The organism is Streptomyces sp. HUAS CB01, from assembly GCF_030406905.1.
Classification (GTDB): domain Bacteria; phylum Actinomycetota; class Actinomycetes; order Streptomycetales; family Streptomycetaceae; genus Streptomyces; species Streptomyces chengbuensis.
On record NZ_CP129137.1, the window covers coordinates 4,843,308 to 4,868,760 of the forward strand.

The window sequence follows — 25,453 nt, forward strand, 5'->3', positions numbered from 1 at the left end:
ACGGGCGACGGAAGTTCCCGGTGTGACGACCGATACGCCCATCTTCCGTGATGGTCATGACAACGGCATCGCTTGATCAATCATGGACGACCATTTCGGCACCCCGCCCGGCGCACAGGACATGCGCGCCTACGTCACCCGCTTCGTCGCGCACCTGACCGAGCGGAACAGGCTTCCGCTCGACTACTCCGTGGCCAGTCTGCGGATCGTCGACTTCGTCGTGGACGGACTACGGCAGAACCGTCCCGAACGGGCCCAGGTCGAGGAAGCCCTGCGGGGTCTCGGCGCGTACACCGGCGAGGTCATCGTGCGCCGGGCAGGTGGGCAGTGGATCGACTTCGACGCAGGGCAGCGGGAGTTCTTCGGGCAGTCGATCGGCATCCGGATGCCCGACGGCCGGGCGTGGAACCCGCTGGGCAAGGTGGTCAACCGCTTCGAGGTGGGTGGCCCGGAGGAGTCCGTGCAGCGGCTCTACCTGCTGCTGCACGGCCGCAGCAGCCGAAAGGTGGCGTGCTGAGCCGGCCCGGGGCCGACCGGATTCGTCATCCGGGGGAGGGGCGAAAGGACGACCGGGGCCGCCACCCCCCACAGGAGAGGCCCCGGTCGCCGTCCGCCGGGGCCGCGCGGCGGCCCCGTACTTCTCTCAGCGCCGCAGGTGCGTTTTCTGTCACACCGCACCGCGGTCGCAGAATGTTGCAGGTTGTACAAGACATGGACGCGGCCCCCGGGGAGGACGTAGCGTGGCGCTGCGCGCTGGGCAGTGCGGCGGTGGTGACCAGCCGCGATGACGAACGGGTAGTGGGAGTGCTGGGGGACGACGCGGAGCTGACCGCCGCGGTGAGCGCGGCGCAGGACGGAGACGAGGACGCCTTCCGGACTGTGTACCGCGCCGTTCACCCGCGGCTGCTCGGATACATAAGGACGCTGGTCGGCGAGCCGGAGGCCGAGGACGTGGCGTCCGAGGCCTGGCTGCAGATCGCCCGGGACCTCGACCGGTTCAGCGGTGACGCCGACCGCTTCCGCGGCTGGGCGGCACGCATCGCCCGCAACCGCGCGCTCGACCACATACGGATGCGCGGCAGGCGCCCGGCGGTCGGCGGGGACGAGACCGAACTGACCGGGAAACCCGCGGAGTCCGACACCGCCGGCGAGGCCATGGAAGCCCTGTCGACCGGCCGGACCATGGAACTGATCGCCCAGCTCCCCCAGGACCAGGCCGAAGCGGTCGTGCTGCGCGTGGTCGTCGGCCTCGACGCGAAGAGCGCGGCGAAGGCCCTGGGCAAGCGGCCCGGAGCGGTGCGCACCGCCGCCCACCGGGGACTGAAGCGGCTCGCGGAGCTGCTGGGGACCGAGCACGGAGGGGCGTCCGAGGCTCCCGGGCACGGGTCGGGACTCGGCGCGGTACCGTCACCGCGCAGTGTTCGCCCCGGCGCGACGCGCTCCTCCGGTGTGACGCATTCGCGTCTGCGGACGCAGAAGGACATGTGATGGCCGACGAGCGTTACGAATGGCTCGATCAGGAGGCGGCGGAGCGGTTGCTCCGTGGTGAACCGGTCGAGCCCGTCGGCGTTGACGCGCGTCACCAGGCGCTCCGGCTGGCCGAGCTGCTCGACGGCGCGCGTGCCCAGGGCCCGGTGACCGAGCCGCTGAGGGGCGAGGACGCCGCGCTCGCCGCGTTCCGCAAGGCGCGTGACGGCGGCGCTGCGGAGCTGCTTCCGACGGTGCGCCTGACGCCGGAGACCCGGCAGGTCTCCTGGGGCCGGTCCGTGCGCTGGGGACTGGCGGCCTCGCTGGCCGGATTCGCGGTGGGCGGGGTGGCCGTCGCCGCCGGGGTCGGGGTGCTGCCGACGCCGTTCGGCGGCCCTCAGCCGGCGCCCGCCTCCTCCGTCTCGGGTGCCGTCACCCCCGGACCGGTCACCTCCGAGCCCCCGGCCGACGGACTCCGCAGTCCCGACCGGCCGTCGCCCGCGGACACTCCCCCCTCGCCGAGCGCCCCCGCGGTCTCGGGCGGCACCGACATTCCGGGCGGGCCCGGGGACGGGCCGAGCGCGGGTCCGGGACACGACGAGTCCACCGCGCCGCACGACGGCCGCACGGACGGCGACGCCAACAGCCGGGACTGGTACCGCAGGACCGTCGAGGCCTGCCGCGACTACCGCAACGGCACGCTGGACGAGGAGCGCAAGCGCAAGCTGGAGGCCGCCGCGCAGGGCGCGGACCGTGTGAAGCGGTTCTGCGACCGGCTGCTGTCCGCCGACGGCAGGGGCGACGGCGGCGGCGAGGGCAGCGGCGACGGTGACGGCAACGGCGACGGCGGCCCGGGCGGTGACGACGGCGACGACGGCGGTGACGGCTCCGGTTCGGGCGGCTTCCCCCGCTCCCCGTTCCTGCCCCCCACCTCCGTGCGGCCCGGTCCCGCGGAGCAGCCCTTCGTACCGCCGACGGACGTGCGGCCCGCCAACCGGCCCACCGTCCCGGGGGCGTCGCTCGCCGGTCCGGCGACCGCCGGGACGCCCGGCGGTCTGCCCCTGGGGGGCCGGATGTCGTCGGACGAGCTGCACACCCTCTCGATCACATCGCTCTGACCTGCGGTTTTCCACGAGCGGAAAAATTTTCCGGCCAGGTGTGACGTTTTTTGGCTGACCGGCGCAGTAGTAAGTGAGCCGACTGGTCATCGGCGATGCCTGAGCCGGGGTTCCCCCCGTACCCACGGCTCAGAGCACACAGGCGCGGGCGGGACACGTTCCCCCGGTCCCGCCCGCGCCTCCTCACTTCTCCCGCCCGGTCCGCTCCGTTCGGACCTCCGCGCCGCCCGCCCGTGCGGAGCGCGCCGAGCTCACCAGTGGACGACGACCTTGTCGCCGACCTTCACCTGGCCGAAGACCGAGGCGATCTTCTTCCTGTCCCGGACGTTGACGCAGCCGTGCGAGGCTCCGTTGTAGCCGCGGGCGGCGAAGTCCGAGGAGTAGTGCACCGCCTGACCGCCGCTGAAGAACATCGCGTACGGCATGGGCGTGTGGTAGAGCGTCGACTCCCACTCCTTCGCCTTCCAGCCCACGCTGAACGTGCCTTCACGGGTGGGCGTGTTCTCCGATCCGAAGCGCACGTCCATGGCCGCCAGCACCGTGCCGTCGATCATCCAGGCGAGCGTCCTGCTCTCCTTGCTGATGCAGAGCACGCGTCCCTTCATGCACCGCGGATCGGGCGTGTCGAGGGTGTTGGTCGTCGCGGGCCGCAGTTCGTCGGCGGTGGGCGTGCGGGTCATCCCGAGTAGCCGCTGCCAGGTGGTCTCGTCGACCGAACCGGTCGCGGCCAGTCCCCCCTTCCGCTGGAAGCCGCTGACCGCCTTCGCCGTCATCGAGCCGTAGAACGCCGTGGGGCTGCGATGGAAGTGACCGATCTGGCGCAGCCGCGCCTGCAGTTCGCGCACCTGCTCGGTCTCGGTGCCCTCCGTCATCAGCACCCTGGGCTCCGCCGTCCGCGCGCCCGGCGTTCCCGGGGACGGGGCGGGGGGCTTGGCGTCGTCGGCCGCGGGAGTGGCGGTGGCGGAGACGGAGGGAGCCTTCGAGGGGCCGCCCGGGGCGGCCGGCGGCTTGGCACTGGCCCCGCCCGTTCCCTGGCTCGTGCACCCCGCGGCCAGCGCCACGGCCACAAGGGACATGAGCGATCTGCGCAGAACGGACGTACGGTGCATAGGTGCCCCCCTGAGGTCGTATGTGTGTAGGGATGCTCGGCGGTCGTGCTTGGTTGCGGTCGAAGGAGCATGCTGTGAGCAAGGTCCCAGTCACGGGCACGCCGCTGCCCGCAGACCCGCCGACACAGTCCGTCGCGAGAGTTGCGTACTGGCAAGTAGCTTTACCGGGAGGCACACCACATGGCGCGCGAGTCCGAGTCGGGTCTGCCCATCGAGCCGGTCTACGGGCCGGACGACCTCGAAGGGTGGGATCCCGGGGAGAAGCTGGGCGAGCCCGGCTCGTACCCCTTCACGCGCGGTGTCTACCGGTCGATGTACACGGGCCGCCCGTGGACCATGCGCCAGTACGCGGGCTTCGGCACGGCCGTCGAGTCCAACGCCCGGTACAAGCAGCTCATCGCCAACGGCACGACCGGCCTGTCCGTGGCCTTCGACCTGCCGACGCAGATGGGACACGACTCCGACGCGCCCATCGCGCACGGCGAGGTCGGCAAGGTCGGCGTGGCGATCGACTCGATCGACGACATGCGGGTGCTGCTGGACGGCATCCCGCTGGACCAGGTCTCCACGTCGATGACGATCAACGCGCCCGCCGCGCTGCTGCTGCTCCTCTACCAACTCGTCGGCGAGGAGCAGGGCGTGCCGGCCGACCGGCTGACCGGGACCATCCAGAACGACGTGCTCAAGGAGTACATCGCCCGGGGCACCTACATCTTCCCGCCCAAGCCCTCGCTGCGGCTGATCGCGGACATCTTCAGGTACTGCAGGGCCGAGATCCCGAGGTGGAACACGATCTCGATCTCCGGCTACCACATGGCCGAGGCCGGGGCGTCCCCCGCCCAGGAGATCGCCTTCACCCTCGCTGACGGCATCGAGTACGTCCGGACGGCCGTCGCGGCGGGGATGGACGTGGACGACTTCGCGCCCCGGCTGTCGTTCTTCTTCGTCGCACGGACGACGATCCTGGAGGAGGTCGCGAAGTTCCGCGCGGCACGCCGCATCTGGGCCCGGGTCATGCGCGACGAGTTCGGCGCGAAGAACCCGAAGTCGCTCATGCTGCGCTTCCACACCCAGACCGCCGGGGTGCAGCTCACCGCCCAGCAGCCCGAGGTGAACCTGGTGCGCGTCGCCGTCCAGGGCCTCGCGGCCGTCCTCGGCGGCACCCAGTCGCTGCACACCAACTCCTTCGACGAGGCGATCGCGCTGCCGACCGACAAGTCGGCCCGGCTGGCGCTGCGCACCCAGCAGGTCCTCGCGTACGAGACCGACGTCACCGCCACCGTCGACCCGTTCGCCGGGTCGTACGTCGTCGAGAGCATGACGGACGACGTGGAGGCCGCGGCGCTGGGGCTGATGCGGAAGGTGGAGGACCTCGGCGGCGCGGTGAGCGCCATCGAACGCGGCTTCCAGAAGGGCGAGATCGAGCGCAGCGCCTACCGCATCGCACAGGAGACGGACGCCGGCGAACGCGTCGTCGTCGGCGTCAACCGCTTCACCCTCGACGAGGAGGAGCCGTACGAGCCGCTGCGCGTCGACCCCGCGATCGAGGCCCAGCAGGCCGAGCGGCTGGCGCGACTGCGGGCCGGGCGGGACGGGGCCGCCGTGGACGCGGCCCTCGACGAACTGCGGAAGGCCGCGGCCGGCACGGACAACGTCCTGTATCCGATGAAGGAGGCGCTGCGGGCGCGGGCCACGGTCGGCGAGGTGTGCGACGCCCTCCGCGAGGTGTGGGGCACCTACGTCCCCAGTGACGTGTTCTGATCGCCCTTCCGCCATCCGGAACGCACAGGCGGCGTGTCGTACCCGTGTGCGACACTCCGCCTCATGCTGGGTGTCACCGATCTGCCGACGTATCTCGCGGGACTTGTCCTGATCATCCTCCTGCCGGGGCCGAATTCGCTGTACGTGCTCTCGGTCGCCGCACGGCGAGGGGTGCGCACGGGCTACAAGGCCGCCGCGGGTGTGTGGTGCGGCGACACGGTGCTGATGGTGCTCTCCGCGGCGGGCGTGGCCTCGCTGCTCCAGGCCAACGCCGTGCTGTTCACGGCGGTGAAGTTCGCCGGCGCGGGCTATCTGACGTGGCTGGCGGTCGGCATGCTGCGCGCCGCCTGGTCGATGTGGCGGTCGCGCCGCGAGCTGGCGGAGCCCCGGGCAGCACAGGCGGCGGACGGATCCGGACCGGGCGAGCGGCCGTTCCGCAGGGCCTTGGTGATCAGCCTGTTCAATCCGAAGGCGATCCTGTTCTTCATCGCCTTCTTCGTGCAGTTCGTCGACCCCGCGTACGCCTATCCGGCGGTGTCCTTCACCGTCCTCGGCGGACTCGCGCAGCTGGCGAGCTTCCTCTACCTCACCCTGCTGATCTTCACCGGCACCCATCTCGCCGCCGCCTTCCGGCGCCGCAAGCGGCTGTCGGCCGGGGCGACGTCGGCGGCGGGCGCGCTGTTCCTCGGCTTCGCGGTGAAGCTGTCGCTCAGCAGCGCATGACCTGGCCCAGCCAGTCGGCGAGCCCGGCCGGGTCCGCACCGGCCCGGCCGACACAGCCGTCGGGGTGCACGAGGAACAGGCCCTCGCCGTAGGACGCGTGCACCTCGGCCGCGCCGTCCGCGACACCGCCGTGGCCGGGGCGGTCGGCACCGGTCCGGTCGCCGCGTACCGCCGCCGGTAGCCCCGGCATCCCGGGTCCGGACAGTCCCGGCCCACCGCGAGCGGCGTGAAGTGCGGCCCGCACAGCAGATCGAAGACCCGTCGTCCCCCGGGCAGCCGCGCGTCCGGGGCCCGGTCGCCGGTCACCAGCGCCCCGGCCGCGCCCTCGGAGAGGACATCCCCGCTGCAGCGACGCGATCGGCTACGTCATCGAGGAGCAGTCCATGGGCCCGGAGCCCTCGGCGGAGCCGTCCGCCGGGGACGCGGCCCCGGCGCAGGCCCCGAGCGCGTACGACCTCGAAGCCCGCGCGAGCCGCCTCGAACGGACACCCCCTCGCCGCCGCAGCGGGGGAGGAGCCGGTCACCCACCACGAGTCGGGTCTCCACGCGGGCCTCGCCGCGGTGGTCGCGGGCATCGCGACCACCCTGCACCGGGCGGGTCACGGCGGGACGCGGACCGGTCCTCACAGCAGGGGCCGTCCCGGGCCCCGCGGGGTTCCCCCTCAGCCGAGCGCGGCGCGCCTGAGACGGCGGACCCGGCGGGCCACGCGGCGGATCGCGGCGTGGCGGGGGACGGGCAGGCCGCCGGGGAGGCCGAGGACCGTCAGCCGGCGGCGCTTGAAGTAGCGGGCGTTGCCCGCCGCGAGATGGGCGGTCAGATAGGTCTCCGCCGCCCCGCGCAGATCCGCGCGGATCTGTGGCTGCATCGCGAACCCGACGGCCCGGACCAGCCCCGACACCTCCTCGTCCACGCGGCGCGGCACTCCGGGTCCGGCGGTCTCCACGTCGGGGAGCAGCGCGTCGACCAGCGTCACCGGCACCCGGTTGCTGTTCTGGTACGGCTTCAGCCGGTCGAGCAGCGACTCGGTCCCGGCCCGAGCGACCGGGATGCCGTAGAAGGTGCTCGCGGTCAGCAGCGCCGTCGAGAAGCAGCCCACCACGAGCGCCGGCTCCAGCCGCCGGTACAGCACCTCCGCCAGCACCGGCCGGTCCAGGACGGTCAGTTCGGCGCCCAGGCGCTCCGCCTCGCGCTCCAGGGTCCGCGACCACGCCGCCGGTGCCACCGGATGCGGCTTGAAGACCAGCCGGCGGTGGCCGTGGGCGACCGCGCCCCGCACCATCGTGACGTGCAGGGCCTCCTCCTCCTCGGCGGTGAGGATGCCCAGAGCCGCCAGATACTGGCCGAGCAGCAGTGCCGGCCCCTCTCCGCCGGGCCCGGCGCCGGTGGCCCCCCTCTCCCAGGTGTCCGCCGCGCCCCCCGTCTCTCCGGCGTCCCCCGCGCCCGCGGCGAGTTCGTCGACCACCTTGGTGAACGCCTCGGTCGGCACCGTTTCCGGACGGGCGCCGAACTCCTCCAGCAGCAGCGGCGTCAGCCCCGGCACCAGATCGAGGTGCAGCAGCCTGCGCACCCGCTCCCCGACCAGCGGATCGATCCTGTTGCGGGTCGGCCCGTAGCTCATCAGCCCGTCCGCGTACACGTCGAGCCGGGCGTCCGGGAACAGTTGGGCCACCGCGAGGGCGGGATTGACCTGGACGGACTCCAGGACCAGCTCGATCCGGTCGTCCCCGAGCCCCCACAGCATCCGCAGGTACCGCTCCCACAGGGGGACGTCGTCGGAGCGCGGCGACCAGCCGCCCGGATGGAAGGGCGCGATCGCCTCGTTCCACGACAGCACGCCGTCGAAGCGGCCGCGCAGCCGCTCGAAGCCCGGCATCCGGTCGACCGGAGGCGCCGTCTCCGGGGTCGTCGCGTTGTTGCTCACCAGCAGCAGCCGGCGGTCCGCCGGCGCGAAGCAGCCGCTGTCGAGCGCCGCCGCCAGCGTCGCCGCGCCGTACAGGGTGGAGGCGAAGAAGATCTGCGTGGTCCGTGCCGTGCCCGGTCCGGTGCCCGTCGTCGTACGCATCAGGCTGCTCCCGCCGCGCCGGAGAGAGAGGCGCCCGTCGCACGGCGGCGCAGCCTGCGCAACCGCGAGGAGCGTTCGCCGTCCATGCCGTCGAGCGCGTCCTTGAGAATGTCCTGCGGCATACGGCGCAGGGCGTCCGCGCTCAGGGAACGCAATTTCCGGGCCACAGCCGGTTCGAACCTCTCGATCGATCCCAGGTGATGGGAAATAACGGCACAGTAGGTCCGGACGGCTTTCGGGAGAAGCCGTTCGGATTCCGCATCAAGGGCGGTCTCTTCGAGTACCTGGTCGAAAGCCCTGATGAAATCGAGCTGCCGTACGTCGCCGATCTGCGTCAGTGACGAGGCGACCCCGCGACGATAGAAGATCCCCAGCAGACCCACCGCGGCGAAGGACTCCGCCCCGCGGTGCAGCCGCCAGATCCAGGGCCGGTCCTCGGCGGTGCGCAGCCCGTCCGTGAAGTGCAGCAGCCCCCGGTCCAGCAGCTCGCGCCGGTAGATCCCGGCCCACGCCATGGGGTAGTCGACGGACGTGGACCGGTCGGCGGGCAGGATCGCGTCACGCGGCCGGAGCACCTCGTTCCGGCGACCGACGGGCACCCGGAAGACCTTGCGCTCCCGGGCCGTGCACTGCACGTGGTCGGTACGGACGAAATCGACGCCGAGGTCCTCGGCGGCCGCGAGCAGCCGCTCGTAGTAGCCCGGCGCCAGCCAGTCGTCGCCGTCCAGGAAGGTGAGGTACTCGCCGCGGGCGGCGTCGAGCCCGGTGTTGCGGGCCGTGGCGAGCCCGCCGTTCCGTTCGTGTCTGATCAGGACCGCTCCCGGCACCTCGCGTTCGGCACGTTCCAGGATCTCCGGCGTCCCGTCCGTCGAGCAGTCGTCGACGAGCAGGAACTCGAAGTCGTCACGGGCGTTCGCCCGAAGGCTTCCGAGGGTGTCGGGCGCGTAGGCCCGAACGTTGTAGAAGGGCACGATGACCGAGAGCTTGACCACGCGCCGGACATTAGGCGTGGGCCCCGGCATTCGCCCTGACCGCGGGAGGGACGGGGGGTGAACAAGGTGCGGCGGAATTGTTAACCAGGAAGCCTGCCGGGCTCTTTCGCTGTTCGTCGACGCGCTGTTAACCATTTGTTGCTGCCCAGTTGGGCCGCCGAGCCGAATGCCTTTCTAACGTCCTCGGCGTGCCATCACGTACCAGCCAGGCGCCGCGCGTCGCCGTGCTCGCCGACTCCGACACCCGGTGGAAGTGGGGTGCGCTCACCGCGCGCCGGATCGCCGCCGGGGACGACCCGGCGGACGCCGCCGAACCGGTCGGCTTCCTGCTGCGAGGGCGGGCGACGCCCACCGCGCGGCAACTCGCCGAGGTCGGGGTCGCCGCGGACACCGTGCGCGAGGTCACGGCCGCCGAGTTCCTCCGTGCGCTGCGCGACGAGGGGTACGACGTCGTCGTCCTCGCCCTCGTCGGCGGCGCCGTGCAGGCCCTGCTCCACGGGATCGCGGCCCTCCGGCTGCCCCGCCGGCCCGTCCTGGTCACCGGCTACGTCGGCGTCGTCTACGAGAAGCTCGCCGACGGGCTGCTGCTCCGGCACGGGGCGGACGTCGTCCTCGCCAACTCCCGCCACGACGCAGACCGGTTCCGCGCCGTGTACGAGGGCGCCGGCGCCGACGCCTCGTCGGTCACGGAGGCGGCGCTGCCGTTCCTCGGCGGCGCCCCGTACGAACGGCGGGAGGGACGGGACACGGTCGTCTTCGCCGTCCAGCCGTCCGTCCCGGAGAGCCGGTCCGACCGCCTCTACCTGCTCGGCCGCCTCGCCGGGCACGCCAGGCTCCACCCCTCCCGGGAGGTGCTGCTCAAACTGCGCTCCCGGCCCGGCGAGCACACCACGCACCTGGAGGAACTCCCGTACCAGCGGCTGGCCGAGCGGCTTCCCGGCGGGCTGCCGCCGAACCTCAGCCTCGTGTACGGGCACATGGGCGAGGTACTGGACCGGACGGACCTGCTGGTCACCGTCTCCTCGACCGCGGCGCTCGAAGCACTCCACCGGCGCATCCCCACCGCGGTCCTCACCGACCTCGGCGTGCGCGAGGCGCTCGGCAACCACCACTTCCTCGGCTCCGGGCTCCTCACCTCCTGGGACCGGCTCGACCGCGGCCACCGGCCCGTACCCGACGAGGAGTGGCTGGCCCGGCAGGGCGTCGCCGCCGACGGGCGGTACGCGACGGCCTTCGACGAGGCGCGCGAGCGCGTGGCCGCACTGCTGCGCCGGCCGGAGCTCCCGCCCCTCACCCCCTACTACACCCCCGCCACGGCGCCCGGCTATCTGCCGGGCATCCTCGCCCGCCACCGGCTCGCCGCGGACGGCAGCCCGCTGCCGGGGGCGGCGCCGGCCGCCGGGCCCACGGGGCTGCGCCGCGTCGTCCGCGACGCGGTCCGCGGGGCGGCACGCGGCGCCTACCGCCACGGCGTGCAGCGCGTCGCGCCCGTCATCCGCCGCATGGGCGAGCTGTGAACGTCCCGAAGGCCAGAAGGAGCCGCACCTCATGACCACCGTCCTCGCCGTGATCCCCGCCAGGGGCGGCTCCAAGGGCGTGCCCGGCAAGAACCTCGCCGCGGTCGGCGGCGTCCCGCTCGTCGCGCGCGCCGTGCGGGCCTGCACGGGATCCCCCCTCGTCACCGATGTCGTGGTGTCCACCGACGACGCGGCGATCGCGGAAGCCGCGCGGGCGGCCGGAGCGGCCCTCGGCGCGTCCGGCCGGGTCCACTGCGTCGAGCGTCCCGCGGACATCGCGGGCGACACCGCGACCAGCGAGTCCGCGGTGCTCCACGCCATGGACGCCTACGAGGCGGAGCACGGCCGCACCGTCGACGTCGTCCTCCTCGTCCAGTGCACCAGCCCCTTCCTGACCGCCGACGACATCGACCGGGTCGCCTCCGCCGTGGCGAAGGACGGCGCCGACACCGCGGTCGCGGTCGCCCCGTTCCACGCCTTCGTCTGGCGCCGTGAGCCGGCGGGGGCGGGCACCTCCGCCCCCGCCGACGACGGCGCCCGCGGCGTCAACCACGACAAGAGCCACCGTCCCCGGCGGCAGGACCGGCCCGAGGACTTCCTCGAGACCGGGGCCGCGTACGCCATGGACGCCCACGGTCTCCGCGTCCACGGGCACCGCTTCTTCGGGCGCACCGCGCTGGTCGAGACCGACCCCGCGCGGGTCCTGGAGATCGACGACCCGCACGACCTCGCCCGGGCCCGCGCCCTGGCGCCGCTGCTCGACGCGGCGGCAGTCCCCACCCGCGCGGACGTCGACGCCGTCGTCCTCGACTTCGACGGCACCCAGACCGACGACCGCGTCCTCGTCGACTCCGACGGACGCGAACTCGTCGCCGTGCACCGCGGCGACGGCCTCGGCATCGCCGCGCTGCGCCGGGCCGGGCTGAAGCTGCTGATCCTCTCCACCGAACAGAACCCCGTCGTCGCGGCCCGCGCCCGCAAGCTCAACCTGCCCGTCCTGCACGGCATCGACCGCAAGGACGCCGCCCTGGAGCGGTGGTGCGAGGAGAACGCGGTCGCGCCCGAGCGGGTCCTCTACGCCGGCAACGACGTCAACGACCTGCCCTGCTTCGGGCTGGTCGGCTGGCCCGTCGCCGTCGCGAGCGCGCACGACTCCGTGCGCGCCGCCGCCCGCGCCGTCACCACCACCCCGGGTGGCGCCGGCGCGATCCGGGAGATCGCCACCTGGCTTCTCGGTCCCACCCTCAGCACCCCCACCCAGTAAGCCGAACCGTAAGGAACCCCCATGAACTCCCGTCTGCGCACCCTCGGCGGCAAGTCCGCCGGTCCCGGCCGGCCCGTCTACGTCACCGGCGAGATCGGCATCAACCACAACGGCGACCTGGACAACGCCTTCGCGCTGATCGACGCCGCCGCCGACGCGGGCTGCGACGCGGTCAAGTTCCAGAAGCGCACCCCGGAGATCTGCACCCCGCGCGACCAGTGGGACATCGAGCGCGACACCCCCTGGGGCCGGATGACGTACATCGACTACCGCCACCGCGTGGAGTTCGGCGAGGACGAGTACCGCGCCATAGACGAGCACTGCCGTGAGCGCGGCATCGACTGGTTCGCCTCCCCGTGGGACACCGAGGCCGTCGCCTTCCTGGAGAAGTTCGACGTCCCCGCCCACAAGGTGGCCTCCGCCTCCCTCACGGACGACGAACTGCTGCGCGAACTGCGGGCCACCGGCAGGACGGTCATCCTCTCCACCGGCATGTCGACGCCGAAGCAGATCCGGCACGCCGTCGAGGTCCTCGGGAGCGAGAACATCCTGCTCTGCCACGCGACCTCGACGTACCCGGCCAGGGCCGAGGAGCTCAACCTCCGCGTCATCAACACCCTGATGCAGGAGTACCCGAACGTCCCGATCGGCTACTCCGGCCACGAGACCGGTCTGCAGACCACCCTCGCGGCCGTCGCGCTCGGCGCCGCGTTCGTCGAGCGCCACATCACGCTCGACCGCGCCATGTGGGGCTCGGACCAGGCCGCCTCCGTCGAGCCCGGCGGGCTGCAGCGCATGGTCCGCGACATCCGCACCATCGAGGCCGCCCTCGGTGACGGAGTGAAGAAGGTCTACGAGTCCGAGCTCGCCCCGATGAAGAAGCTCCGCCGCGTCCCCGGTGTCGTCGCCGAGGCCGAGCGCAGCGAGCCGGTCGCGGTCTGACGACCATGGACCTCGCCTTCGTCGAGAGCCCGGTCCAGCTGCTGAACGTCCTGGAGTGGGCACACGCACCCGCGCTCCCCGCGATACCCGCGCAGCCGGGGCCGGGCGCCGCCCGGACCCCGGCGGGCCGGCACGGCGACCTGACGGTCGTCGTGCTCTCGCCCACCGACCCCATGTCCCGCGGACAGCTGCGCCGGATGGTGGAGCTGGCGCGCGACGAGGGGATCACGGTGCGCTGGCAGGAGGCCCGCGGCGGCGCGGACGCGGTCGTCCGGACCGTGCGTGCGCTGGGCCCCGTGCTGCGGCGGGCCGAGCGGATCGTCATCGGCGACCCGTTCTCCCGCTATGTGCAGCTCCTGCTCACCCTCGTGGGGACCCGGCGGCTGACCGTGGTCGACGACGGCACGGCGACCATGGAGTTCGTGGCGCAGCTGACGCGGGGCGAACGGCTGGTGCGCTGGCACCGGCGCGGCCGCCGGGGCCCGCGCGAGCTGCTGCTCGCGCCGGTCTCGGCCGCCGCCCGCCGGCGGCTCATGCCGTCGCGCTGCCGCGAGGTCGAGCTCTTCACCGCGATGCCCGTGGAGGAGGTGCCGGACGGCATCACCGTCACCCCCAACCGGCTCCGCTGGACCCGCTCGCGCTTCGGCCCGCCGCGTCTGACCCGGGGCGCGGACCTGGTGGGCACCTCGCTCGTCGAGACCGGGGTGGTCGGCCCCGAGCAGTATCTGGAGGCCGTCGCCTCGCTTGCCGGGGCGCACGGCGCCACCCGCTACTTCGCCCACCGCCGGGAGGGCACGGACAAGCTGCACCGGCTCGCCGCCGCCACCGGTCTGGAGATCGTCCGGCCGGATCTGCCGCTGGAGCTGATCGCCCGGCGCGGCCCGGTCGGCCGTACGGTGCTGAGCTTCCCGTCCACGGTCGTGCACACCCTGCCGCTCGCGCTGGCGGGCACCGGTGTGACGGTGGCGGTGTGCGACATCGCCCCTGAGTGGCTCCAGGACACGGCCTCGCCCCGGGCCCAGGGCTTCCTCGCGGGGGTCACGGGGACGGCGCGGCACGTGCACCGGCTCTCGGCGCCGGCCTGAGCGGCCCGGGACGGTACCGGGCTGCCGGGTGCGCGCGTACGGCCGGTTTCCCGCCCTGGCCGCGGAGCCCGGCCGGTACCGTGCGGGACACGCGACCGGGGGGGTCCGGCCGGTGCGGACGGCCCGTGGCGGTGGGCGGTGGCGTGCGCGCACGTTCCCCCCGCCCGGCCCGGGGTACCCGTACGGCCGACCTGGACGCGACAGGGGGCCGGAGTGTCCATATCGTGGTCAGGAGCGGGTGAGCTTACCCACACGGAACGACGGCCATGCGTCGTCAGACGCATTTTCTTCCCCCTATAGGGCTGAACTTTTGTTGATCTCGAGTTAGTTGGGCCTTGAAGGGGCCTACTCTTCAACGGGTGAACCAGTTGATGTCCCGCGAGCCCGACGCCGGCCTGCCCGGCGAAGCCGAGTTGCCCGGCGACTACGTTCTGCCCGGCACGCTGTCCGACGCCCTGCGCACCGAACTCATCGCCTTCCGCCGGGACCTGCACATGCACCCGGAGCTCGGGAACCAGGAGTTCCGCACGACCGCCGCGATCAAGGCGCGTCTGGAGGCCGCCGGCCTGCGCCCGCAGGTGCTGTCGACGGGCACGGGACTCGTGTGCGACGTGGGCACGGACCGGGTCCGGCCCATGCTCGCACTGCGCGCCGACATCGACGCCCTTCCGATCCCGGACACCAAGACGGGCGTGCCGTACCGCTCGACCGTGCCGGACCGGGCCCACGCCTGCGGCCACGACGTCCACACCACGGCGGTCCTCGGCGCCGGTCTGGTTCTCGCCGACCTCGACCGGCAGGGGCTGCTGCCCCACCCGGTGCGGCTGATCTTCCAGCCGGCGGAGGAGGTGCTGCCGGGCGGCGCGGCCGACGCGATCGAGTCCGGGGCGCTGGACGGCGTGGGCCGGATCATCGCCGTGCACTGCGACCCGCGCGTCGACGTCGGCCGGATCGGACTGCGCACCGGCCCCATCACCTCGGCCTGCGACCGGCTGGAAATCACCCTTGACGGCCCCGGCGGCCACACCGCGCGTCCGCATCTGACCACGGACCTCGTCACGGCCGCGGCCAAGATCGTCACCGAGGTCCCGGCGCTGCTGTCCCGCCGGGTGGACACCCGCTCCGGACTGGCCCTGACCTGGGGCCGCATCGAGTCCGGGCACGCCTGCAACGTCATCCCGCAGCAGGCGGAACTCGCGGGCACCGTCCGCTGCCTGGACCTGCCCGCCTGGCGCGAGGCCCCGGACCTGGTGCACGCCGCCGTCGACGAGATCGCGACGCTGCACCGGGCCAAGTCGCAGATCAACTACATCCGCGGGGTGCCGCCCGTGGTCAACGACCCGGTGATCACGGAACTGCTGAGCGACGCCCATGCGGCGCGACGCGGATCGCAGGCGATCGAGGACACCGAGCAGAGTCTCGGCGGCGAGGACTTCTCCTGGTACCTGGAGCACGTCCCGGGCGCGATGGCCCGCCTCGGCGTCCGCACCCCCGGTTCGGGCTCCCGCCTCGACCTGCACCGCGGCGACTTCGACGTGGACGAGGAGGCCATCCGTGTCGGCGTGGAACTGTTCACGGCGGCGGCCCTGCTGGACGACCACCGATCGTAACCAGACAGTTCATCTTACGTTCGTCCAACGCGACGATCCGATAACGGCTGTCGAACACGTCTTTACCTGACATCTACGCGCGTTACGATCGCCGCAAAACCAGCGCCGGAAGTGGCGCTTTCGGTCAGGTTTATAAGGAGCCTCTCAGTGCGCCGGATCACCAGGATCGCCACCGTGGGCATCGCGTCCGCGGCTCTCGCGCTGTCCGCCACCGCGTGTGGCGGCAAGACCTCGTCCGAGGCCGGATCGGACGGCGGCACCAAGGCCGCCATCGCCTACGACATCGGCGGCCGCGGCGACCAGTCGTTCAACGACGCCGCCTACGCGGGCCTCGCCAAGGCCGAGAAGGACCTCGGTGTCAAGGGCACCGAGGCCGAGCCCAGCGAGGGCGAGGCGGACCCGGACAAGGTCCAGCGCCTCACGTCGCTCGCCCGCGCCGGCAACAACCCGGTGATCGGCGTCGGCTTCGCCTACGCCCCGGCCATCGCCGAGGTCGCACCGAAGTTCCCGGACACCACCTTCGGTCTCATCGACGACACCTCCAAGACCGGCAAGAACATCGCCAACATGGTCTTCAACGAGGAGCAGGGCTCCTACCTGGCCGGCGTCGCCGCCGCCAAGGTGACGAAGTCCAACACCGTCGGCTTCATCGGCGGCGTCGAGACCCCGCTGATCAAGAAGTTCGAGGCGGGCTACGTCCAGGGCGTCAAGGACACCAACAAGAACGTCAACGTCAAGGTCCAGTACCTGACCCAGCCGCCGGACTTCGGTGGCTTCTCGAAGCCGGACCTCGGCAAGGCCGCTGCGCAGGGCCAGCTCGACGCCGGCGCCGACGTGATCTACGCCGCCGCCGGTCTCGCGGGCTCCGGCTCGATCGAGGCGGCCGCCAAGGCCAAGAAGTGGGCCATCGGCGTCGACTCGGACCAGTACAACCAGCAGGGCCTCGCGGCGTACAAGAACTTCATCCTCACCTCGGTGACGAAGGACGTCTCGGACGCCGTCTTCAACCTGATCAAGTCGGTCAAGGACGGCAAGCCGCAGTCCGGTGAGATCCGCTACGGCCTGGACAAGGACGGCGTGGGCCTGGCCACCTCCAACCCGGCCTTCACCAAGATGACGGACGTCACCGCCGCGGTCGACAAGGCCAAGGCCGACATCATCGCCGGCACGATCAAGGTCAAGACCGCTCCGTAACCGAGCGGCCCGACCCGATGGTCACCGGGTCCGGAAGGGCAGCGCGAGCCGCCCTTCCGGACCCCGGACCAGGTTCTGGCCATCGGTTTTTGCTATTCGGTATCGCTACGCGCGTAGAGCCCCTGGGGGCGCGATAACTTCGCCCCACCCCTGCCCGCGCGACACCCGTATGGCGTCCGCCCTGCCCACTGCTTCTCGCTCCTTTCCCGCCAAGGAGAGTGCGTCATCAACGCGTCCAGTCCGTCAACGCCGCCGGCTGTAGAACTGCGCGGCATCACCAAGCGCTTCCCCGGCGTCGTCGCCAACCACGACATCGACATCACCATCCGCAAGGGCACGGTCCACGCCCTCGTCGGTGAGAACGGTGCCGGCAAGTCGACCCTGATGAAGATCCTCTACGGCATGCAGAAGCCGGACGAGGGAACGATCACGATCGACGGCAGGCAGGTCGGTTTCCACAGCCCGGCCGATGCCATCGCGACCGGCATCGGCATGGTCCACCAGCACTTCATGCTGGCGGACAACCTCACCGTGCTCGAGAACGTCGTACTCGGCGGCGAGAAGCTCCACGGCATCGGCGCGAAGGCCCGTGACAAGATCAAGGAGATCTCCGACGCGTACGGGCTGAACATCCGCCCGGACGTCCTCGTCGAGCAGCTCGGCGTCGCCGACCGCCAGCGAGTCGAGATCCTCAAGGTCCTCTACCGGGGTGCCCGCACCCTCATCCTCGACGAGCCGACCGCCGTGCTCGTGCCGCAGGAGGTCGACGCGCTCTTCGACAACCTCCGGGAGCTCAAGGCCGAGGGCCTGACCGTCATCTTCATCTCCCACAAGCTGGGCGAAGTGCTCTCCGTGGCCGACGACATCACCGTCATCCGCCGCGGCACCACCGTCGGCACCGCCGACCCGCGCACCACCACTCCGAAGCAGCTCGCCGAGCTGATGGTGGGCAGCGAGCTGCCCTCGCCGGAGACCCGCGAGTCGACCGTGACCGATGTGCCGATGCTGAACGTCGACGCGCTGCGGCTGACCGCGACGGACCCGGACGGCGTCGTCCGCGAGGTTCTCGACGGCATCACCTTCACCATCCACAAGGGCGAGGTCATGGGCATCGCCGGCGTCGAGGGCAACGGCCAGACCGAGCTCATCGAGGCGCTCATGGGCATGCGCGACCCCGACGGCGGTGTGATCACCCTCGACGGGACGGACATCTCGCACGCGCCGACCCGCAAGCGCCGCGAGGACGGTATCGGGTACATCCCCGAGGACCGCCACCGCCACGGCCTGCTGCTGGAGTCGCCGCTCTGGGAGAACCGCATCCTCGGCCACGTCACCGAGCGGCCCAACAGCAAGAAGGGCCTGCTCGACCTCAAGGCGGCCCGCAAGGACACCGAGCGGATCGTGCGCGAGTACGACGTCCGCACCCCCGGCATCGAGGTCACGGCCGCCTCCCTCTCCGGCGGGAACCAGCAGAAGCTGATCGTCGGCCGTGAGATGAGCCACAGCCCCAAGCTGCTCATCGCCGCCCACCCCACCCGTGGTGTGGACGTCGGCGCGCAGGCGCAGATCTGGGACCAGATCCGCGAGGCACGGCGCGAGGGCCTGGCGGTGCTGCTGATCTCCGCCGACCTGGACGAGCTCATCGGGCTCTCCGACACCCTGCGGGTGATGTACCGGGGCCGGCTGGTCGCGGACGCCGACCCCGCCACGATCACCCCCGAGGAGCTGGGTTCGGCCATGACCGGCGCTGCCACCGGCCACCTCGAGCACAACGAGAACGGTGAGGGCCGATGAAGAAGTTCGACAAGGACCGGCTGCTCCTCGGCATCGCCGGCCCGGGCCTCGCCCTGGTCGTCGCGTTCCTGCTCACCTCCGTGGTGCTGCTCGTCTCGGACCGCGACCCGTTCGAGCCGTACCAGCTGATGTTCCAGACGGCCGAGTTCACGGACGTCCAGGTCAACATCCTCAACCAGGCCGGCACGTACTACCTCGCCGCGCTCGCCGTCGCCATCGGCTTCAGGATGAACCTGTTCAACATCGGTGTGGACGGCCAGTACCGCCTCGCCGTGATGCTCGCCGCCGTCGTCGGCGCGTCCGTCGAGCTGCCCGCACCGCTGCACGTCCTGCTGATCGTGATCGTCGCGATGCTGGTCGGCGCGCTCTGGGCCGGTATCGCCGGTGTCCTGAAGACCAGCCGCGGTGTCAGCGAGGTCGTCTCCACGATCATGCTCAACGCGATCGCCACCAGCCTGATCGCCTGGCTGATCCTGCCCGCCAACCTCGGTGAGCAGCTGGCCGGTTCGAACGACCTGACCACCGGCCAGATCGCCGAGTCCGGCTGGTTCCCCGGCCTGGCGATGGAGGGTGGCACGATCTACGGCTTCACCTTCGTGGCCTTCGCCCTCGGCATCGTCTACTGGTTCACGCTCAACCGCACACGCTTCGGCTTCGACCTGCGCGCCACCGGCGCCAGCGAGTCCGCGGCGCAGGCGAGCGGCGTCGACTCCAAGAAGATGGTCCTCACCGCCATGCTGATCTCGGGCGCGATGGCCGGTCTCGTCGGTATGCCGCTGCTGCTGGGCCAGACCCACACGTACAGCCTGAGCTTCCCGGCCGGCGTCGGCTTCACGGGCATCACCATCGCGCTGCTGGGCCGCAACAACCCGATCGGCATCTTCTTCGCCGCACTCCTCATCTCCTTCATCGAGAAGACCTCGGCCGACCTGGACCAGTTCGGCTACGAGAAGGAGATCGCGACGATCATGCAGGGACTCATCGTGATCTCGGTCGTCGTGTCCTACGAACTCGTCCGCCAGTACGGGCTCCGCCGCCAGCAGCAGAAGGTCGGCGAGGAGCTCGCCGCCCAGGCCCGCAGGAACAAGGAAGAGGTTGCGCTGTGAGTGACGCGCGCGCGGCCGACGGGCCGCAGACGACGACGAAGGCCGCGGCCCCGCGCCGCGAGAGCGGAGAAGCGAACGAAATGAGGACGGCATGAGCGAGTCCACGAGCACGGTCTCGATGACGAGCACCGCGCCCAAGAAGGGCGGTGGACGCCCCACGCTGTCCCTGCCGGTCATCTTGCTGATCATCGCGGCCGGTCTCGCGCTGTTCTCGCTGGTCCGGGTGATCAGCGGCGCCAACGACCTGACCTCGGTCGGCCAGGTCTCCGGAGCCCTCCAGCTGGCCGTCCCGATCGGCCTCGCCGGACTCGGCGGTCTGTGGGCCGAGCGGGCGGGCGTCGTCAACATCGGCCTCGAAGGCATGATGATCATGGGCACCTGGTTCGGTGCCTGGGCCGGCTTCCAGTGGGGCCCGTGGACCGGTGTCGTGATGGGCGTCGTCGGCGGCGCACTCGGCGGCCTGCTGCACGCGATCATGACGGTGACGTTCAACGTGAACCACATCGTCTCGGGTGTGGCGATCAACATCCTCGCCATCGGCGTCACCCGCTACCTGTCGAACTTCACCTTCGCCGAGGCCCCCGGCGGCTCCTCGAAGCAGTCCCCGCGCATCGACCAGATCACCGAGATCACGATTCCCGGGCTCTCGGACGCCCTGGCGGACCTGCAGGCCAAGCACTGGTTCTTCGTCTCCGACCTGGCGGGCGTCCTCGGCGGCCTCGTCACCAACCTGTCGCTGCTGACGGTCGTCGCGCTGCTGCTCGTGCCCGCCACCTGGTGGATCCTGTGGCGGACCGGCTTCGGCCTGCGGCTGCGGTCCTGCGGTGAGAACCCCGTCGCCGCCGAGACCCTCGGCGTCAACGTCTACAAGTACAAGTACATCGCCGTGATCGTCTCCGGTGCGCTGGCCGGACTCGGCGGGGCGTTCCTCGTGATCGTCTCCACCGGCATCTACCAGGAGGGCCAGACCGGCGGCCGCGGCTACATCGGTCTCGCCGCGATGATCTTCGGCAACTGGATGCCGGGAGGACTGGCCCTCGGCGCCGGACTGTTCGGCTTCACCGACAGCCTCAAGCTGCGCGGCGGCGCCGAGAACGTCCACGCCATGCTCCTGCTCCTGGCGATCCTGCTGGTGCTCGCCTTCGCGTGGCAGCTGTACAAGAAGAAGTACTGGCAGGGGGCGATCTGCCTCGCGGTCTCCGGTCTGCTCTTCGCCTGGTACGGACTCACCGACGCGCTGCCCAGCCAGTTCGTGGACGCCGCGCCGTACGTCACCACGCTGCTGGTGCTCGCACTGTCGGCGCAGCGACTGCGGCCGCCCAAGGCCGACGGCCTGCCGTACAAGAAGGGGCAGGGCAAGTGACCCCCGGCCCCGCGCCGGCCGCCGACGCCGTCGACTGGGAGGCCCTGCGCGAGGCGGCGAGGGACGCGATGTCCCACGCGTACGTCCCGTACTCGGGCTACCCGGTCGGCGCGGCAGCGCTCGTCGACGACGGCCGCACCATCAGCGGCTGCAACGTCGAGAACGCCTCGTACGGCCTGTCGCTGTGCGCCGAGTGCGGACTCGTCTCGCAGCTGCACGCCTCCGGCGGAGGCCGCCTCACGCACTTCACCTGCGTGGACGGCAGCGGCGAGGTACTCATGCCGTGCGGCCGCTGCCGCCAGCTCCTGTACGAGTTCGGCGGCCCCGGTCTGCTGCTGGAGACGGAGGCGGGCATCCTGCCCCTCTCCGAGCTGCTGCCCCTGGCCTTCGGCCCGGAGAAGCTCGGCCCGGAGAAGCTCGGCTAGGGCGTGTGGCGGAAGTAGCTCCCTCCGCCCGCAGGGCGGGCGGAGGGACTTCCGCCACACGCCCCAGGCCCGCGGGCCATGACCCGGCGGCCTCTCCGCTGCTCCGGCGGAGGGGCCGCGACATTTTTCGCACCACCTGGTTCGCACCCGGAAGGACCCCAAGCACATGGACGCCATCTCCGTCATCCGCACCAAGCGCGACCGAGGCGAACTCACCCCCGAGCAGATCGACTGGGTCATCGACGCGTACACGCGCGGCGAGGTCGCCGACGAGCAGATGTCGGCCCTGGCGATGGCGATCCTGCTGAACGGCATGAACCGGACGGAGATCGCCCGCTGGACCGCCGCGATGATCGCGTCCGGTGAGCGCATGGACTTCTCGTCGCTGTCGCGCCCGACCGCCGACAAGCACTCCACGGGCGGCGTCGGCGACAAGATCACGCTCCCGCTGGCCCCGCTGGTCGCCGCCTGCGGTGCCGCCGTGCCGCAGCTGTCCGGCCGCGGCCTCGGCCACACCGGCGGCACCCTCGACAAGCTGGAGTCCGTTCCCGGCTGGCGGGCGCTGCTGTCCAACGAGGAGATGCTGCGCGTCCTCGACACCACCGGTGCGGTCATCTGCGCCGCGGGCGACGGGCTCGCCCCCGCCGACAAGAAGCTGTACGCCCTGCGCGACGTCACCGGCACGGTCGAGGCCATCCCGCTGATCGCCTCCTCGATCATGTCCAAGAAGATCGCCGAGGGCACGGGCTCCCTCGTGCTGGACGTGAAGGTCGGCTCCGGCGCCTTCATGAAGAACGTCGACGACGCCCGGGAGCTCGCCTCCACCATGGTCGGCCTCGGCACGGACCACGGGGTGAAGACCGTCGCACTGCTCACCGACATGTCGACGCCGCTCGGCCTCACCGCCGGCAACGCCCTCGAGGTCCGCGAGTCCGTCGAGGTGCTGGCGGGCGGCGGCCCCGCCGACGTCGTGGAGCTGACCCTGGCGCTGGCCCGCGAGATGCTCGACGCCGCCGGCATCAAGGACGCCGACCCGGCGAAGGCCCTGGCCGACGGTTCGGCGATGGACGTCTGGCGCCGCATGATCGCCGCACAGGGCGGCGACCCGGACGCCGCACTCCCGGTCGCGCGCGAGCAGCACGTGATCACGGCCCCGGCCTCGGGCGTGCTGACCCGCCTCGACGCCTACGGGGTCGGCGTGGCGGCCTGGCGCCTGGGCGCCGGCCGGGCCCGCAAGGAGGACCCGGTGCAGGCGGGCGCGGGCGTCGAGCTCCATGCCAAGCCCGGCGACGAGGTCACCGCGGGCGCCCCGCTGATGACCCTGCACACGGACACCCCCGAGAAGTTCGACTACGCCCTGCAGTCCCTGGAGGGCTCCTTCGACATCGCCGCACCGGGCACCTCGTACGAGGCGACCCCGGTGGTTCTGGAGCGCATCGCCTGACGATGCGGGCGCGGGCAGGAGCCCGGTGACTTCTCTCGGGCGAACGGGATCGGTGGTGGGCCGCCGGTCCCGTTCGTCATGCTGGACCCACGCCTGCGAACAGCCACAACAGCGTCGCCCAGAGGGTCCAGCGGCAGCTCTGCGCACTGATTCCCGCCCGGTACCGCGTGCCCGACACCGTGCAGTACGGGGACGGGCTCCACATCCCCGCCCCCTTCGACCTCACGATCGACACGGGCGCCTCTCCTGTCGCTGACTGCCGGCCCGGTCTCCCGTGCGCGCGTGCCCCACGCCGGAAGTGACCGTGCCGATCCGATGAGTTGTCGTAGCGGGCGCGGTCTCTTCTCGTGTGGACAGCACTCGGCAGCCGATCGTTCTTGAACTCGTCGGCCGGATCACTCCGGCCGATGTGCCGCTGTTGTGTGCCCGGCTGCGGCGACACGCCGCCGTTGACGGCACCGGCGGGGAGGTCGTGTGCGACGCGGGCCGGCTGGCCGTCGCCGATCTGACGGCCGTCAACGCCGTCGCCCGGCTGCGGCTGACCGCCCTCGGGCTGGGCCGGGAGCTGCGGCTCGTCAACGCCGGTCCCGAGTTGCTTGCCCTGCTCTCCCTCGTCGGGCTGGGCGACGACGACCCGGACCGGCCGTCGCGGGTCAGCCCTCGGGGCTGAGCCGCTCCGGCAGCCCGAACAGCGGGAACCAGCGCTTGGTGTCCAGGAAGAAGTCCATCGCGCCGATCCGGCCGTCGGCGACCTCCAGCACGATCAGCGCCCACGGCTCGTACCCCTCGCCGTCCTGGCTCGGGTGGTACTGCGCGAACGCCGGCGAGCCGTTGGCCACCGTGGCGACCAGCTTCGAGCCGCGGCACACCTCGCCGACACCGAGCATCCAGCCCACGATGTCGTCGTGGCCCCGCAGCCACAGGTCGTACGGCGGCATGGACATCGTCGCGTCCTCGCGCAGCAGGGCCGTCAGCGCCTGCATGTCGTACCCCTCGAAGGCGGCGACATAGCGCTCCAGCAGCTTCTGCTGCTCCTCGTCGAGCGGGTCCGCCGGATCGGATTCCGAGGGGTCGTACTCCGCGAGGGTGGCACGGGCCCGCTGGAGCGCGCTGTTGACCGAGGCGACGGACGTGCCCAGCAGCTCGGCCACCTCGGCGGCCTTCCACGCCAGCACCTCCCGCAGGATCAGCACCGCGCGCTGCTTCGGCGGCAGGTGCTGCAGCGCGGCGACGAACGCCAGCCTGATCGACTCGCGCTCCACCGTCGTGTCGGCCGGGTCGGCCACCGACGGCAGCACCCGCCCGTCCGGCACCGGCTCCAGCCAGGTGATCTCCGGACGGGCGGTGAGCCGGGCCTGGGCCACCGGGGTGGCGGCGGTCAGGTCCATCGGACGGGCCCGGCGGTTGCCCGCGTTCAGCATGTCCAGGCACACGTTCGTGGCGATGCGGTACAGCCACGAACGCAGCGAGGATCTTCCCTCGAACTTCTCGAAGCTCTTCCAGGCCCGGACCATGGTGTCCTGGACCGCGTCCTCCGCCTCGAAGGCCGAGCCGAGCATGCGGTAGCAGTAACCGGTGAGCTCCGTCCGGTAGCCCTCCAGCCGGGATTCGAGGTCCTGTGTCGTTGCCAGATCACCCATGGGTCCGCCCCTGTCGCCATCCGCACCAGCCCTTCGGACGCTACAGGAGGGGACTGACAACGGGGGTCAGGTTCCGGGCTTGCGCCCGTAGACGTACACGTCGTCCCCGTTCTTGAGCAGGTTCCAGTACGCCTTGGCGTCCGTCGGCCGCATGTTGACGCAGCCGCCGGAACCGGGCGGGTTGTACATGCTCTTGGTGACCGAGTGGAATGCCTGCCCGCCGTCGAAGAACTGCGAGTACGGCATCCACACCTTGTAGATCGTCGACCAGTGGTTGGCACTGCGGTAGTAGACCCGCTTCGCGCCGGTCCGGGTCTCCGCGCCGTTCCGCCCGGTCCGCACCGGCACCGGGCCGTACTTGAGCTTCGCGCCGTCCTGGATCCAGCTCAGCTGACGGGTCAGGTCGACACAGGCGATGCGCCCCTTGTTGGTCGGGCACGTGCCGGCCCTGTTCGGGTTCGTGCCCGCCGCCCGCTGCGCCAGGATCGTGTTCATCGTGCGCCAGGTGACCGTGCCCGCGTAACCGATGGTCGGGGTGATCCCGTGCCAGCGCTGGAACGTCTGGATCGCCTTGCAGTCGGACGGCGACTGCCGCCCGTCGACCTTCAGGCCCATGAACTTCTCGACCTGCTTCTGGTACGGCCCGGTCGACGTCGTGCACGACGCCGCCTGGGCCGGCGCGGCGCCGAGCGCGAGGCTCAGCGGCACGACCAGCCCGGTGATGCCGAGGGCGACACCACCCCGTCTCCGTATGGTCCCCCAGTGTCCTGCGTGGCCCATGGTCACCAACTCCCCTGTACGCCCGGTGCGGTTGCCTTGACCTATGGACGCGTACG

The 25,453-nt window shown here is 71.7% G+C and carries 23 protein-coding genes; 17 read left to right on the plus strand and 6 right to left on the minus strand.

Annotated elements, in window-relative coordinates; all coding sequences use genetic code 11:
* Positions 1–82 precede the first annotated feature (82 nt).
* The 3 genes from QRN89_RS21530 to QRN89_RS21540 all read left to right on the plus strand — a co-directional run bounded on the left by QRN89_RS21530 (position 83) and on the right by QRN89_RS21540 (position 2,585).
* Positions 83–517 (plus strand): hypothetical protein, encoded by a 435-nt coding sequence (locus QRN89_RS21530; protein WP_290351011.1) that lies wholly within the window; start codon positions 83–85, stop codon positions 515–517.
* A gap of 287 nt (positions 518–804) precedes the next feature.
* Positions 805–1,488, plus strand: a complete 684-nt coding sequence (locus QRN89_RS21535) for an RNA polymerase sigma factor (protein WP_290353807.1) — start codon at positions 805–807, stop codon at positions 1,486–1,488.
* Positions 1,488–2,585, plus strand: coding sequence for a hypothetical protein (locus tag QRN89_RS21540; protein WP_290351012.1), 1,098 nt, complete (start codon positions 1,488–1,490; stop codon positions 2,583–2,585). The genes QRN89_RS21535 and QRN89_RS21540 overlap by 1 nt, the downstream gene beginning before the upstream one ends.
* A gap of 251 nt (positions 2,586–2,836) precedes the next feature.
* Here the strand turns inward: QRN89_RS21540 and QRN89_RS21545 are convergent, their stop codons facing one another.
* The gene (locus QRN89_RS21545) at positions 2,837–3,661 is read right to left on the minus strand and encodes a L,D-transpeptidase family protein (RefSeq protein WP_356948647.1); all 825 of its coding nucleotides are present in this window, start codon (positions 3,659–3,661) and stop codon (positions 2,837–2,839) included.
* Positions 3,662–3,874: 213 nt separating this feature from the next.
* Here QRN89_RS21545 and QRN89_RS21550 point away from each other — a divergent pair, with 213 nt between their 5' ends.
* Both QRN89_RS21550 and leuE read left to right on the plus strand, forming a co-directional pair.
* Complete coding sequence (locus tag QRN89_RS21550; RefSeq protein ID WP_290351014.1) at positions 3,875–5,455, plus strand: acyl-CoA mutase large subunit family protein; 1,581 nt, start codon at positions 3,875–3,877, stop codon at positions 5,453–5,455.
* A gap of 63 nt (positions 5,456–5,518) precedes the next feature.
* Positions 5,519–6,178, plus strand: a complete 660-nt coding sequence (gene leuE / locus QRN89_RS21555; RefSeq protein ID WP_290351015.1) for a leucine efflux protein LeuE — start codon at positions 5,519–5,521, stop codon at positions 6,176–6,178.
* On the opposite strand, the gene QRN89_RS21560 is transcribed toward leuE, so the two are convergent.
* From QRN89_RS21560 to QRN89_RS21570, 3 genes are all read right to left on the minus strand, one after another.
* Positions 6,165–6,368: a hypothetical protein gene (locus QRN89_RS21560; RefSeq protein WP_290351016.1), complete on the minus strand. Its 204-nt coding sequence runs from the start codon at positions 6,366–6,368 to the stop codon at positions 6,165–6,167. The two genes, leuE and QRN89_RS21560, sit on opposite strands and share 14 nt — an antisense overlap.
* 472 nt (positions 6,369–6,840) lie before the next feature.
* Positions 6,841–8,241: a polysialyltransferase family glycosyltransferase gene (locus tag QRN89_RS21565; RefSeq protein WP_290351017.1), complete on the minus strand. Its 1,401-nt coding sequence runs from the start codon at positions 8,239–8,241 to the stop codon at positions 6,841–6,843.
* Positions 8,241–9,233, minus strand: coding sequence for a glycosyltransferase family 2 protein (locus QRN89_RS21570; protein ID WP_290351018.1), 993 nt, complete (start codon positions 9,231–9,233; stop codon positions 8,241–8,243). Before QRN89_RS21570 ends, QRN89_RS21565 begins: the two co-directional genes overlap by 1 nt.
* Before the next feature lie 188 nt (positions 9,234–9,421).
* Between QRN89_RS21570 and QRN89_RS21575 the strand changes: the two genes are divergently transcribed.
* The 12 genes from QRN89_RS21575 to QRN89_RS21630 all read left to right on the plus strand — a co-directional run bounded on the left by QRN89_RS21575 (position 9,422) and on the right by QRN89_RS21630 (position 23,647).
* A complete protein-coding gene (locus QRN89_RS21575) occupies positions 9,422–10,750 on the plus strand; it encodes a DUF6716 putative glycosyltransferase (protein WP_290351019.1) in 1,329 nt (442 codons plus the stop codon).
* Positions 10,751–10,781: 31 nt separating this feature from the next.
* The gene (locus QRN89_RS21580) at positions 10,782–12,014 is read left to right on the plus strand and encodes an acylneuraminate cytidylyltransferase (RefSeq protein ID WP_290351020.1); all 1,233 of its coding nucleotides are present in this window, start codon (positions 10,782–10,784) and stop codon (positions 12,012–12,014) included.
* A 21-nt stretch (positions 12,015–12,035) separates the two neighbouring features.
* A complete protein-coding gene (locus tag QRN89_RS21585) occupies positions 12,036–12,956 on the plus strand; it encodes an N-acetylneuraminate synthase family protein (RefSeq protein WP_290351021.1) in 921 nt (306 codons plus the stop codon).
* Positions 12,957–12,961: 5 nt separating this feature from the next.
* Complete coding sequence (locus QRN89_RS21590; protein WP_290351022.1) at positions 12,962–14,041, plus strand: hypothetical protein; 1,080 nt, start codon at positions 12,962–12,964, stop codon at positions 14,039–14,041.
* A gap of 371 nt (positions 14,042–14,412) precedes the next feature.
* A complete protein-coding gene (locus QRN89_RS21595; RefSeq protein ID WP_290353808.1) occupies positions 14,413–15,651 on the plus strand; it encodes a M20 family metallopeptidase in 1,239 nt (412 codons plus the stop codon).
* 147 nt (positions 15,652–15,798) lie between these two features.
* Entirely contained in the window at positions 15,799–16,845 is a 1,047-nt protein-coding gene (locus QRN89_RS21600; RefSeq protein ID WP_290351023.1) for a BMP family lipoprotein, read from the plus strand.
* A 150-nt stretch (positions 16,846–16,995) separates the two neighbouring features.
* A complete protein-coding gene (locus QRN89_RS21605) occupies positions 16,996–18,639 on the plus strand; it encodes an ABC transporter ATP-binding protein (protein ID WP_390701410.1) in 1,644 nt (547 codons plus the stop codon).
* A complete protein-coding gene (locus tag QRN89_RS21610) occupies positions 18,636–19,745 on the plus strand; it encodes an ABC transporter permease (protein ID WP_290351024.1) in 1,110 nt (369 codons plus the stop codon). The genes QRN89_RS21605 and QRN89_RS21610 overlap by 4 nt, the downstream gene beginning before the upstream one ends.
* A 91-nt stretch (positions 19,746–19,836) precedes the next feature.
* Positions 19,837–21,108 (plus strand): ABC transporter permease, encoded by a 1,272-nt coding sequence (locus QRN89_RS21615; RefSeq protein WP_290351025.1) that lies wholly within the window; start codon positions 19,837–19,839, stop codon positions 21,106–21,108.
* The gene (locus QRN89_RS21620) at positions 21,105–21,533 is read left to right on the plus strand and encodes a cytidine deaminase (protein WP_290351026.1); all 429 of its coding nucleotides are present in this window, start codon (positions 21,105–21,107) and stop codon (positions 21,531–21,533) included. Before QRN89_RS21615 ends, QRN89_RS21620 begins: the two co-directional genes overlap by 4 nt.
* 166 nt (positions 21,534–21,699) lie before the next feature.
* Entirely contained in the window at positions 21,700–22,977 is a 1,278-nt protein-coding gene (locus QRN89_RS21625; RefSeq protein ID WP_290351027.1) for a thymidine phosphorylase, read from the plus strand.
* Positions 22,978–23,326: 349 nt separating this feature from the next.
* The gene (locus QRN89_RS21630; protein ID WP_290351028.1) at positions 23,327–23,647 is read left to right on the plus strand and encodes an STAS domain-containing protein; all 321 of its coding nucleotides are present in this window, start codon (positions 23,327–23,329) and stop codon (positions 23,645–23,647) included.
* On the opposite strand, the gene QRN89_RS21635 is transcribed toward QRN89_RS21630, so the two are convergent.
* Positions 23,631–24,617: a sigma-70 family RNA polymerase sigma factor gene (locus QRN89_RS21635; RefSeq protein ID WP_290351029.1), complete on the minus strand. Its 987-nt coding sequence runs from the start codon at positions 24,615–24,617 to the stop codon at positions 23,631–23,633. The two genes, QRN89_RS21630 and QRN89_RS21635, sit on opposite strands and share 17 nt — an antisense overlap.
* Before the next feature lie 66 nt (positions 24,618–24,683).
* Positions 24,684–25,397, minus strand: coding sequence for a L,D-transpeptidase family protein (locus QRN89_RS21640; protein WP_290351030.1), 714 nt, complete (start codon positions 25,395–25,397; stop codon positions 24,684–24,686).
* Positions 25,398–25,453: the final 56 nt, after the last annotated feature.